At 70.6% G+C, this 11,200-nt stretch carries 11 protein-coding genes; 6 read left to right on the top strand and 5 right to left on the bottom strand.

Annotated elements, in window-relative coordinates; translation table 11 throughout:
• Window positions 1–385, top strand: a 385-nt coding sequence (locus tag ABNT58_RS00690) for an NAD(P)-dependent oxidoreductase (RefSeq protein WP_348751592.1), incomplete at its 5' end; no start/stop codon positions are given.
• A gap of 44 nt (window positions 386–429) precedes the next feature.
• Here the strand turns inward: ABNT58_RS00690 and ABNT58_RS00685 are convergent.
• Window positions 430–1,656: a hypothetical protein gene (locus ABNT58_RS00685; protein ID WP_348751591.1), complete on the bottom strand. Its 1,227-nt coding sequence runs from the start codon at window positions 1,654–1,656 to the stop codon at window positions 430–432.
• A gap of 269 nt (window positions 1,657–1,925) precedes the next feature.
• Here ABNT58_RS00685 and ABNT58_RS00680 point away from each other — a divergent pair, with 269 nt between their 5' ends.
• From ABNT58_RS00680 to ABNT58_RS00665, 4 genes are all read left to right on the top strand, one after another.
• Entirely contained in the window at window positions 1,926–2,579 is a 654-nt protein-coding gene (locus ABNT58_RS00680) for a response regulator transcription factor (RefSeq protein WP_348751590.1), read from the top strand.
• 69 nt (window positions 2,580–2,648) lie between these two features.
• Window positions 2,649–5,489, top strand: a complete 2,841-nt coding sequence (locus ABNT58_RS00675; protein WP_348751589.1) for a response regulator — start codon at window positions 2,649–2,651, stop codon at window positions 5,487–5,489.
• Between the two features lie 15 nt (window positions 5,490–5,504).
• A complete protein-coding gene (locus tag ABNT58_RS00670; RefSeq protein ID WP_348751588.1) occupies window positions 5,505–5,891 on the top strand; it encodes a response regulator in 387 nt (128 codons plus the stop codon).
• Window positions 5,888–6,268, top strand: coding sequence for a YkvA family protein (locus tag ABNT58_RS00665; protein ID WP_348751587.1), 381 nt, complete (start codon window positions 5,888–5,890; stop codon window positions 6,266–6,268). The genes ABNT58_RS00670 and ABNT58_RS00665 overlap by 4 nt, the downstream gene beginning before the upstream one ends.
• A gap of 6 nt (window positions 6,269–6,274) precedes the next feature.
• Here the strand turns inward: ABNT58_RS00665 and ABNT58_RS00660 are convergent, their stop codons facing one another.
• The 4 genes from ABNT58_RS00660 to ABNT58_RS00645 are packed head-to-tail and all read right to left on the bottom strand — an operon-like array spanning window position 6,275 to window position 9,087.
• A complete protein-coding gene (locus ABNT58_RS00660; RefSeq protein WP_348751586.1) occupies window positions 6,275–7,186 on the bottom strand; it encodes an NAD(P)/FAD-dependent oxidoreductase in 912 nt (303 codons plus the stop codon).
• Window positions 7,183–8,151 (bottom strand): Ku protein, encoded by a 969-nt coding sequence (locus tag ABNT58_RS00655; RefSeq protein ID WP_348751585.1) that lies wholly within the window; start codon window positions 8,149–8,151, stop codon window positions 7,183–7,185. The genes ABNT58_RS00660 and ABNT58_RS00655 overlap by 4 nt, the downstream gene beginning before the upstream one ends.
• A gap of 16 nt (window positions 8,152–8,167) precedes the next feature.
• The gene (locus tag ABNT58_RS00650) at window positions 8,168–8,773 is read right to left on the bottom strand and encodes a GGDEF domain-containing protein (protein ID WP_348751584.1); all 606 of its coding nucleotides are present in this window, start codon (window positions 8,771–8,773) and stop codon (window positions 8,168–8,170) included.
• Entirely contained in the window at window positions 8,770–9,087 is a 318-nt protein-coding gene (locus tag ABNT58_RS00645) for a hypothetical protein (RefSeq protein ID WP_348751583.1), read from the bottom strand. Before ABNT58_RS00645 ends, ABNT58_RS00650 begins: the two co-directional genes overlap by 4 nt.
• A 170-nt stretch (window positions 9,088–9,257) precedes the next feature.
• On the opposite strand from ABNT58_RS00645, the gene glgB reads away from it, so the two are divergent.
• Window positions 9,258–11,165 carry a 1,4-alpha-glucan branching protein GlgB gene (glgB, locus tag ABNT58_RS00640; protein ID WP_348751582.1) on the top strand — a complete coding sequence of 636 codons (1,908 nt, stop codon included), beginning with the start codon at window positions 9,258–9,260 and terminating at the stop codon, window positions 11,163–11,165.
• Window positions 11,166–11,200 lie beyond the last annotated feature (35 nt).

Here is an 11,200-nt window from a genome sequence, read left to right as displayed (position 1 = left end):
GCTGGACGAGCTGCTGGCCCGCAGCCGCGGCGTGGTGCTGACCTGCCCGCTGACCGAGGCCACGCGCGGCCTGCTGGATGCACGCCGCATCGGCCTGATGCGCCGCGATGCGCTGCTGGTCAACGTGTCGCGCGGCGCCATCGTCGATGAAGCGGCGCTGGTGGCCGCGCTGCAGGCCGGCCGCATCGCCGGTGCCGCGCTGGACGTATTCACCCAACAGCCGCTGCGCCCCGACCACCCGCTGCTGGCCTTGCCCCAGGTGCTGCTGACGCCGCATGCCGCCGGCCTGACCGACGAGAGTATGGCCGCGATGAGCGAGGGCGCGGCCGACGAGGTGCTGCGCCTGCTGCAAGGGCAGGCGCCGCTGAACCCGGTGAATCGGTAGCGGGCGGGCAGGGCGCTGCGGCGCAGCCCCTGCCCGCCGCTGCGTCAGCGGCTCTTGCTGCTGTCGCTGCCGCTGCCGGTCAGGCCGGAGCCCGTGCCGCTGCTGCCCGACAGGCCCGCGCCGCCCGGGCTGCTGCCCGAGGCGCTGCCGTGCAGGCTGCCGCTGGAGGTGGCGCCGTGGCTGCCGGCCGAGCTGCTGCTGGGCGACGAGCCGCTGCCGGACGATGCGCTGCCCGAGGCGCCCACGCTGCCCATGCCCGAGGTGGACGACGGGCTGCTGCCGCCGGTCAGGCTGCTGCCGCTGCTGGACGATCCCTGGGAGCTGCGGGTGCTGGAATGCTCGCCGCCGCCACCGTCGGATGAGCCCGTGCCCATGCCGCTGGTGAGCCCGCTGCTGCTGCCGGCGCTGGTGTTGCTGCCGCCCGCCTTGCGGTTGCCGCGCCACTGCGTGAACTCGTCCGAGAACTTCTTGTAGCGGTCCTGCCGCCAGGCCTGGTAGTCGTCGTCCAGGTTGCGCATCTGTTCGCTGCGCCACTGGTGGTAGTCGGGGTCGAAGTGCTGCTGCTCGTGCCCTTGGCCCTGCCCCTGGCTGTGGCCCTGGCTTTGATGGCCTTGGCCGTAGCCCTGGCGTTGGTCCTGCTGCCAGTGGGTGGGCATGCCGCCGCCTTGCGGGGCCTGCTGCTGCCCGCCCTGCGCGCCATAAGGCGAGCCCTGGTGCGAGCCGTAGCCGCCTTGCGAGGCATAGCCGCCGGGCATGCCCTGGCTGCCCTGCCCGAAGCCGGCCTGGCCACCTTGGCCGTAGCCACCGTAGCCTCCCTGGCCGTAGCCCTGTGACTGGCCATAGCCCTGGTCGCGGCCCTGGCCCTGACCATAGCCCTGGTGCTGGCTTTGACCATAGCCCTGGCCATAGCCCTGGCTCTGCCCATAGCCCTGCTCTTGGCCATAGCCGCCTTGTCGCTGGCTTTGGCCGTAGCCGCCCTGGCTTTGTCCGCCCTGGCCGTAGCCTTGTCCGCCACCTTGGCCGTAGCCCTGGTGCTGGCCCATGCCGCCGCCGTAGCCGGCTTCGCCGGGCTGCGATGTGCCGTAGGTATTGCCGCCCTGGCCGTAGCCCTGGTTCTGGCCGCCGCCGCCTTGCTGGCCGGCGCCGAAGTCCCAGGCCTGCTGGCCACCGCGATGGCCTTCGTCGCCCCAGCCGCCTTGCTGGCCGCTGCGGCCACCGCCTGGCGACGGCTGGCCCTGGTTCCATCGGTTCTGATCGTCGCGCTGTGTCATCTCCGTGTCCTTTCCTCGGGGTTGCGGGAAGGGTCGGTACCGCCCGTCAGGCGCCCGGCCGCATCGCCAGGCGGCAACCCGCATGCCGCTTTAGCGGGTGCAGTTGTCTAGCCAAGCCACGGCCCGGCGCGCGGCAGGCCCCAAGGGCGGCGTCAATATTTGCCTGCGAACAAGCGCCTGCGCGGGGGCGCGCAGGCCGCTGCCCCCACTAGAGTCTCAGCGCTATGAGAAGTGCAGAAGTCACGTCCAGCGCGCCGGAGGCCGCGTCCTTGCTCACCCAACCGATGAAGGCGCTGGTGGTCGACGATCAACCCATCGTTCGCCGCGGCCTTCGCCGCGTGATCGAGCTGGAATGGGACCATGCCCAGGTGTGGGAAGCCGGCAGCCTGGCCGAGGCGCTGCGGCAATTCAGCCAGGCACAACCCGACTTCGTGGTGCTCGACCTGGCCCTGCACGACGCGCCGGGCACCGACGCGCTGGCCCGCATGCGGCGCCTGACGGGCGACGTGCCCATCCTGATCCTCAGCGCCCAGAAAGATGCCAGCCATGCCCAGCGGCTGCTGCAAATGGGCGCAGCCGCTTACGTCAGCAAGGAACGCACGGGCGAAGAACTGATACCCGCCATCACCACCGTGATGACGCAGGGTCGTTATGTGCCGCCCGAGCTGGCGCAGCGGCTGTTGACGCGCGAGGACGGCGGCCTGAAAACCACCTTGCCGCACGAGTTGCTGACGCCCCAGGAATACCGGGTGATGCAGCTGATTGCGGCCGGCCACCGACTGACGCACATTGCGCAGGTCATGCAGCTGTCGGTCAAGACGGTGGGCAACTACCGCATGCGTGTGCTGGCCAAGACCGGCTGGCACGACAACACCGAGCTGAAGAAGTACTGCGCAGCGCAAGGCCTGGGGATGCCTGACTGACGCCGGGCAAGGCGTTTGCCATCGCTGCGACCAGGGGCGGCGCATCACCGCCAGGAGCGACGAGGAGGCATGCCAAGGACGTCATCGTTTCGCAGCGCGGTCTACGCCGGTTTCACGCTGGCCATCCTGGCTGCATTGGCGCTGGGCGCGCTCACCTGGTGGGCGGCCTGGCAGAGCCAGGCGGCGGCCGATTACGTGCGCAGCGTTCGCGAGGGCCTGCAGACGCTGACAGCCACCGAGGCCAGCTTCAATCGTGCCGAAGCCGCGCAGCGCGGCTACATCAACCTGCGCCGGCAGACCTTCGTGGACGAGCGTGATGGCGCCATCACAACCCTCACCGGCCACCTGACCGACTTGTCGCGCCTGCCCATTGGCGGGGCCTCGCAGCAGCGGCGCCTGGAATCGCTGCGCAGCGCGCTGAACGACCGGCTGCAGGCCTACCGCGAGGTGCAGGCCCTGTACGACGCCGGCAAGCCGGTGGTGCTGGAAGACCGGTTGGTGGCGTCGCAGCAGCTGCTGGGGCGCATCCGCACCGCGCTGGCCGACATGGAAGCGGAGCTGCGGGCCGACCTCGCGCAGCACGAGGCCTCGGCCGATCGGCAGTCGGGCATCGCCCGCTCGCTGTTCCTGGTGTTCGGCCTGGCGCTGGTGGCCTTGCTCGCGCTGATGTTCTGGCGCGTGCGCTCCGACCTGCTGGGCCGCACCCAGGCCGAGGAAGAAGCCCGGCATGAGCGCGACCTCAATGCGCTGCATGCGCGCGCGTTGACGCTGTTCAATGCCAAGCCCGACCGCAAGGCGGTGCTCGAAGGCACGCTGGCCCTGCTGGCCGAGGCCGCCGGCCGGCTGTTTCCGGTCTCGGTGTTCTACGCGCTGGACGAATGGGGCTCCCTGCGCATGGTGGCCGGCCATGGCACCCCGCGCGATGCCAAGGGCCTGCTCGATGCCCACGAAGGGCCGCTGGGCCGCGCCGCCCTGAGCGGCCAGACGGTGCGGCTGGACGGGCTGGCCGCCGGCGGCGGGCTGCGCATCGAGACCGGGTTGGCCACGCTGCGGCCGGCCGAGCTGCTGCTGGCGCCGGTGGCCTACCAGGGCCGGCGGCTGGGCGTGATGGTGCTGGGCGCCGCGCGCGCGCTGAGCGAGCGCGACCTGCAGTTCGTCGAGCGGCTGGCCGCGCAGCTGGGCGTGGCGCTGAACAACCTGGCCCAGCTCGATGGCCTGAACCTGCTGACCAGCGAGCTGCGCGAGCGCGGCGAAGACATTCAGCGCAAGAACGAGCAGCTGGAGCTGGCCAGCCGCCTCAAGAGCGAGTTCGTGGCCAGCATGTCGCATGAGCTGCGCACGCCGCTCAATGCGGTGATCGGCTTCTCCGAGATCCTGCGCGATGGCCTGGTGGGCCCGCTGCAGCCGCAGCAGCGCCAGTACGTCAACGACATCTACGAAAGCGGGCGCCACCTGCTGGCCCTGATCAACGACATCCTCGACCTGTCGAAGATCGAGGCCGGCCAGATGGACCTGCACCTGGCGCCTGAAAACCCGGCCGCGCTGGCGGCCAGCGGCCTGTCGGTGCTGCGCGAGCGGGCGGCCGCGCGCCGCATCGACCTGCAGGCCGACCTGCCCGAGCACCTGGGCCAGGTGGTGCTGGACGGCCGCCGCACGCTGCAGATCATCTTCAACCTGCTGTCCAACGCGGTGAAGTTCACCAACGAAGGCGGGCTGGTGCACCTGTCGATGGCGCGCATTGCGCGGCAGGAGGCGCTGTCGCGCGCGGCCACGGAGCACAGCCGGGTGTTTCCGCCGGCCGGCGCGGTCACCTCGCACTACCTGCAGATCCGCGTGGCCGACTCGGGCATCGGCATTGCGCCGGCAGCGTTGCGCGAGCTGTTCCAGCCGTTCAAGCAGGTGGATTCGTCCCTGTCCAAGCGCTATGAGGGCACCGGCCTCGGCCTGACCATGACCCAGCGCCTGGTGGAGCTGCACGGCGGCGGGCTGGAGCTGCACAGCCGGCCGGGCGAAGGCTCCACCTTCACCGTGTGGCTGCCCTGGCGCGAGCCCGAGGCATCGGCCACCCCGGCGGCGCCGGAGGCTGCCGCACAGGCCGCGCCCCACGAAGCCGACCGTGCGGCCGAAGGCAACGGCTCGGCCCGCATCCTGGTGATCGAGGACGAAGCCAGCGCCGCGCGGGTGATGCGGCTGCAGCTGGAATCGCACGGCTATGAGGTGGAGGTGGCGCCCGAGGCCGAGACCGGGCTGCGCGTGGCCCGGCACTGGCGGCCCGATGCCATCGTGCTGGACGTGATCCTGCCCGGCATGGACGGCTGGGACATGCTGGCGCAGCTGAAGGAAGAGGCGGCCACGCAGCGCATTCCGGTGGTCATCGTGTCCGTCACCGACGAGCCGCGGCGCGGCTTTGCGCTGGGCGCTTCGCAGGTGCTGGTCAAGCCGGTGGAGCGCGACGACCTGCTGGCGGCGCTGTCGTCGCTGGGCATCGCGGTGAGCAGCCGGCCGGGCCAGGTGCTGGTGGTGGACGACGACCCCAAGGCGGTGACGCTGGTGACCACGCACCTGGAGGCCGCGGGCTTTCAGCCGGCCAGCGCCTTCAGCGGCGAAGAAGCGCTGGGCATCGTGCGCCGCCAGCGGCCCGACCTCATCATCCTCGACCTGATGATGCCGCACATGACCGGCTTCGAGGTGCTGGACGCGCTGGCCCGCCGGCCCGAGACCGCCGGCATCGCCGTGGTGGTGCTCACCGCCAAGCTGGTGACCGAAGCCGACCGCGAAGCGCTGCGGGGCCGCGTGCAGGCCATCCTGGAAAAGGCCGAGTTTCAACCCAACCAGCTGGTGGCCGAGGTGCGCCGCGCGCTGCACCGCCGCCAGATGGACCATGAAGCGCCGCCACCACGGACGGCGTGACCGAGGAGGCTGCCCATGGCGAAGATCCTGGTGATCGAAGACAACCACCACAACCTGCAACTGGCCCGCGTGGTGCTGGAACATGCCGCCCACCAGGTGAGCACGGCCACCGATGCGGTGCAGGGCCTGGCCATTGCGCGCACCGAACTGCCCGACCTGGTGCTGATGGACATCCAGATGCCCGGCATGGACGGCCTGGACGCCACCCGCGCGCTGCGCCGCGACCCGCAGACGGCGGGCCTTCGGGTGCTGGCCCTCACCGGCCTGGCCATGAGCGGCGACGAGCAGCGCATCCTGGCCGCGGGCTGCGACGGCTACATCACCAAGCCCTACGACTACCGCGGCCTGCTGGACAAGGTGGCCGCGCTGCTGGCCCAGCCGCCGCGCAGCACGGCGGGATGATCGCCCGTTTGCGCCAGTGGGCGCGGCAGATCAAGCGCGACGGGTTGACGCTGTGGTTCGCGGTGCGGCACCCGGGCACGCCCTGGGTGGCCAAGGCACTGGCCGGGCTGGTGGTGGCCTATGCGTTCAGCCCCATCGACCTGATCCCCGACTTCATCCCGGTGCTGGGCCTGGTGGACGAGATGCTGCTGCTGCCCGCCTTCATCTGGCTGGCGCTGCGCCTGACGCCGGCGCCGGTGCGCGACGAATGCCGCGCCCAGGCCCAGGCCTGGCTGGACGCTTCGCGCGGCCGCATCACCAGCCTGTGGGGCGCGGCGCTGGTGGTGGCGGTGTGGCTGGCCGCCGCGGCTGGCCTCTGGTGGTGGTGGCGCGCTTGAGGGGCCTCAGCCCGGAATGAGCTGCCGCGCCACCTGCCCATGCACCCGTGCCAGGTGGTTGTGCACGGCGGTGGCCGCGATGGCCGCCTGGCCGGTGGCCACGGCGATCTGGTCCAGCCCCGACACCACGTCGCCGATGGCGTAGAGGCCGGGCACGTTGGTGCGGCCGTGGGCATCGACCTCGATGCCGCCGCAGTCGTCGGTGTCCACGCCCAGCGCATAGGCCAGTTCGGCGCGCGGCTTCACGCCCAGCGCCACATACATCACCTCGAACTCCGGCGCCTGGCCGTCGTCCAGCTGCAGCCGCAGGCCACGCTCGCCCAGGGTCTGCACGCAGCGGGCGGTGCGGTCCAGCAGCTGCACGCCGGCGCGGCGCAGCGGCGCGATGGCCTCTTCGCCCAACCCGCGCTGCACCAGGGTCACGTCGTCGCTGAAGTGGCGGATGAACAAGGCCTCGCGCGCGCCATGCAGCCCTTCGCCGATCACCACGATGCGGCGGCCGGTGTGTTCATAACCGTCGCAGATGGGGCACTGGCGCAGCAGGGCCTGGTCGCGCAGGCCGTCGCAGCCGGGCAGGGCAGGAATGTTGTCCACCACGCCGGTGGCCAGCACCACCGCACGGGCCTGCACCTGGCCCGCGGTGGTGTCGGCCACGAAGCCCTGCGCATGTGGCCGCAGCGCGGTCACCTCGCCGGCCAGCACCTCGCCCTGCACCTGCGCCAGGTGCTGGCGCATGCGGTCCAGCAGCTCGGTGCCGCCGATGCCTTCGGGAAAGCCGGGCACGTTGTGCGAGCGGGGAATCCAGCGCGCCCGGCTGCGGCCGGCGTCGATCAGCGTCACGCTGCGGTGAAAGCGCCGCAGGTAGATGGCGGCCGTGAGGCCGGCGGGGCCGGCGCCCACCACCAGGCAATCGATCATGCGGCCTTCCGGGCGGGCTTGCGGGCGGCGCTCCTGGCGGTGGCGGCCTTCTTGGCGGCCGGCTTGGGGGCGGCCTTGGCGGCGGGCCTGGCGGCCGTCTTTGCAGCGGTCCTGGTTGGCGCTGCTGTGGCCGGCCGGCTGGTCTTGCCAGCGGGCTTGTCGTCGCCCTTGCGGCCGGCCAGGCTGCGGCGCAGCAGGTCGCTCAGGTCCACCACGTTCGAGCTGGCCGGGGCTTCGTCGGGGTTCTCCAGCGGCGTCACCTGCGCCGTCTCGCCGGCTTCCACCTTGCGCGCGGCCAGTGCATGGATGGCATCGCTGAAGCGGTCTTCGTACTGGCTGGGGTCCCAGTCGGTCACCATCTCGCCGATCAGCTGCTGGGCCATGGCCAGCTCGGCGTCCTTCAGGCCGGCGGCCTTCTTGCCGGCAGGCGGCAGCTTCAGCTCCTCGCGCGAGCGCACCTGGCTGGCCCAGCGCAGCGTGTTCATCAGCAGCGCATCGCCATCGGGGATCAGCGCCGCCAGGCTTTCCTTGGTGTGCATCACCACCCGGGCCACGGCAATCACGCCGGCATCGATCATGGCTTCGCGCAGCAGGGCGTACACCTTCTCGCCCTTGCCCAGCGGCGCCAGCAGGTAGGGCTTTTCCAGGTAGGTGAACGGGATCTGGTCGGCCTTGACGAAGTGCTCGATCTCGATGACCTGCGTGCTCTTGGGGTAGGCGGCGTTGATCTCGTCTTCGCTCAGGATCACGTAGTCGCCGGTGTCCTGCTTCAGGCCCTTGACGATGTTGTCCTTGTCGATCTCCTTGCCGGTGCGCTTGTTGATGCGCTTGTAGCCCACCGGGTCCATGCTGCGCTTGTCCAGCCAGTCGAAGCTGATGCCGGTGTCCTGCGCGCCGGGGTACAGGGCCACGGGCACGTACACCAGGCCGAAGCTGATGGCGCCTTTCCAGATCACGCGGGGCATGGCGGTTCTCCGAACGTCAAAAGAGGGTGAGCTGGCCGGGCTGCGCCGGCAGCCCGCTGTCGTCCTGGCCGAAGCTGGGCCAGTGGTCGTGCTGGTCGGCGGGCAGGCCCGGGTGGCCGTGCGACTGCACGCGGTGGCCGCCGGCTGCACGCGCCAGGTCGCGGCGGCGGCTGGCCAGGCCGATCATCTGCTGGCCCGTCCAGTCGCCGGCGTGCGGTCCGCAGGCCACGCCGATGCTGACCGTCAGCCGCCGCTGGTGCGACAGGAAGCCCAGCTCGATGGCCTGGCACAGCGCTTCGGCCCGGTGGTGGGCCTGCTCGATGCCGGTGTGCGCCAGCATCACGCCGAACTGGTCGCCGATCAGCCGCGCCAGCACCGCCTGCGGGCCCAGGGCCAGCCGCAGCACCTTGCCGATGAGGTCGAGCGAGGCATCGGCCGCGTCGTCGCCCTCGCGGGCCCGCAGCGCATCGAAGGCGTCGGCATCCACCACCAGCACCGACAAGCGGTCGCCGGTGTGCTGCGCCTCGGTGGCCGCCAGCTCCAGCGCCAGAAAGAAGCTGGGCGCGCTGGGCAGCCGGGTGATGGGGTCGAGCGCCCTGACCACGGGCACCGTGGGGCTCATGCCGGCTCGCAATCGATGCAGTCGCTGATGCGGTCCTCGCCGGTTTCTTCGTCGAAGCCGAGGTCAATCAGCTTGCTGCCGCGGCAGGTGCTGCACGGCAGGCCGGAAGAAGCAGCCAGCCCGCGCCAGGCGGCGTGCTGCCAGCGGCTGGCGCGCCGCGAGGCCGCAGCCGCCTGCGGCGAAGCGGCATCGCCGAACCAACGCCCCTGCGCCCAGCAGCTGTAAGGGCCGGCGGGGGCACGCCGCTGGTAAGGGCCTTCTCGCAAGGGCTCTTGATCGCCGTCGAACCAGGGGGTGGCCTGCGTGCGCTGCATGGAAAGGAAAGCCTGCTGGGGGAGGTGACTGCAGCCCATCCATGGGCAAACCGCGTGCCGGCTGGACATGCGTGCCGCTACCGATTTGCAACATCTCGGGTACGTCGGTTGCCGAACCAGGCTCAAGCAGCGCCGCGGCCCGCGGTGCGCGATGCAGGAGTAACGCACGCGTGTTGACCGACCAGGATCTTTATCTCTTTGGTGAAGGCACCCACTCGCGCCTGTACGACAAGCTGGGCTGCCAGTGGCGCAACGGTGCGGCAGAGTTTGCCGTGTGGGCCCCCAATGCCCGTTCGGTGTCGGTCATCGGCGACTGGAACGGCTGGAACCCCGAAGCCGACCGCCTGCAGCCGCGGCCAGACAGCAGCGGCATCTGGGAAGGGCGCAGCACGCAGGCCCAGCGCGGCCAGGCCTACAAGTACCGGGTGGAGTCGAACCACAACGGCTACCGCGCGGACAAGGCCGACCCTTATGGCATCTATGCCGAGGTGGCGCCGGCCAATGGCTCGCGCATCTGGAGCCTGGAATACGACTGGCAGGACGCCGACTGGATGGCCACGCGCGCGCGCCGCAATGCGCTGGAAGCGCCGGTCTCCATCTACGAGATGCATGCCGGCAGCTGGCGCCGCCCCGACGGCCAGATGATGGGCTACCGCGAGCTGGCGCATGCGCTGGCCGATCACGTGCTGGCATGCGGCTTCACCCATGTGGAGCTGATGCCGGTGACCGAGCATCCGTTCTACGGCTCCTGGGGCTACCAGACCACCGGCTACTTCGCGGCCACCTCGCGCTATGGATCGCCGCAGGACCTGATGTACCTGGTGGACCACCTGCACCAGCGCGGCATCGGCGTGATCCTGGACTGGGTGCCCTCGCACTTCCCGACCGACGAGCACGGCCTGCAGTACTTCGACGGCACACACCTGTACGAGCATGCCGACCCGCGCCAGGGCTTCCACCCCGAGTGGAACAGCAGCATCTTCAACTACGGCCGTGGCGAGGTCAGCAGCTTCCTCATCAGCTCGGCGCTGTTCTGGCTGGACAAGTACCACCTCGATGGCCTGCGGGTGGATGCGGTGGCCTCGATGCTGTACCTGGACTACGCCCGCAAGGACGGCGAATGGGTGCCCAACCGCTACGGCGGCCGCGAGAACCTGGAGGCCATCCACTTCCTGCAAAAGCTCAACGAGGCGGTGTACCGCGAACACCCCGACACGCTGACCATCGCCGAAGAAAGCACGGCTTGGCCGCGTGTCTCCCGCCCCGCGTCCACCGGCGGCCTGGGCTTTGCGATGAAGTGGAACATGGGCTGGATGCACGACACCTTGTCGTTCATGCAGAAGGACCCGCTGTACCGCCAGTACCACCTGGGGCAGCTGACCTTCAGCCTGGTGTATGCCTTCAACGAGAACTTCGTGCTGCCGCTGTCGCACGACGAGGTGGTCTACGGCAAGAAGTCGCTGATCGCCAAGATGCCGGGCGACGCCTGGCAGCAGCTGGCGAACCTGCGGGCCCTGTACGGCCTGATGTGGGCCCACCCCGGCAAGAAGCTGCTGTTCATGGGCGGCGAGTTCGCGCAGCGCCGCGAATGGGCGCACGAGGGCCAGCTCGACTGGGACCTGGCCGCGCAACCGGGCCATGAAGGCGTGCGCCGCGCGTTGGCCCAGCTCAACCACCTGCTGCGCACCGAGCCGGCGCTGCACGAGCTGGACTTCAGCCCCGAAGGCTTCGAGTGGATCGAGGCCAACGACAGCGCCAACTCGGTCATCAGCTTCCTGCGCAAGCCCCGGGGCGGTGGCGACCCGGTGCTGGTGGTGTGCAACTTCACGCCGCTGCCGCGCGAGGACTACCGCGTGGGCGTGCCGCAGGGCGGCTGGTGGCAGGAGCTGTTCAACAGCGACGCCGCCGACTACGGCGGTGCCGGCTGGGGCAACTGGGGCGGCCGCGAGGCCGAGGCCCCGGGCGCGCACGGCCGCAGCCATGCGCTGCGGCTGACGCTGCCGCCGCTGTCCACCGTGATGTTCAAGCCCGCAACGGCCGTGCAAACCGGCGCACAAGGAAACGCTCTTGGCCACTAAGCAAGCAGCCGCGGTGAACACCGCCGCCCCGAACC

Source organism: uncultured Aquincola sp. (genome assembly GCF_964001545.1).
Lineage (GTDB): Bacteria > Pseudomonadota > Gammaproteobacteria > Burkholderiales > Burkholderiaceae_C > Aquincola.
The sequence above is the reverse complement of the archived record's forward strand: the minus strand, read 5'-3'. Positions and strand labels throughout refer to the sequence as shown.

Excerpts from the sequence above, each read along its gene's own strand:
- ABNT58_RS00685 (WP_348751591.1), bottom strand. The coding sequence starts at position 1,656 with ATGACACAGCGCGACGATCAGAACCGATGGAACCAGGGCCAGCCGTCG.
- ABNT58_RS00675 (WP_348751589.1), top strand. The coding sequence starts at position 2,649 with ATGCCAAGGACGTCATCGTTTCGCAGCGCGGTCTACGCCGGTTTCACG.
- ABNT58_RS00670 (WP_348751588.1), top strand. The coding sequence starts at position 5,505 with ATGGCGAAGATCCTGGTGATCGAAGACAACCACCACAACCTGCAACTG.
- ABNT58_RS00665 (WP_348751587.1), top strand. The coding sequence starts at position 5,888 with ATGATCGCCCGTTTGCGCCAGTGGGCGCGGCAGATCAAGCGCGACGGG.
- ABNT58_RS00660 (WP_348751586.1), bottom strand. The coding sequence starts at position 7,186 with ATGATCGATTGCCTGGTGGTGGGCGCCGGCCCCGCCGGCCTCACGGCC.
- ABNT58_RS00655 (WP_348751585.1), bottom strand. The coding sequence starts at position 8,151 with ATGCCCCGCGTGATCTGGAAAGGCGCCATCAGCTTCGGCCTGGTGTAC.
- ABNT58_RS00650 (WP_348751584.1), bottom strand. The coding sequence starts at position 8,773 with ATGAGCCCCACGGTGCCCGTGGTCAGGGCGCTCGACCCCATCACCCGG.
- ABNT58_RS00645 (WP_348751583.1), bottom strand. The coding sequence starts at position 9,087 with ATGCAGCGCACGCAGGCCACCCCCTGGTTCGACGGCGATCAAGAGCCC.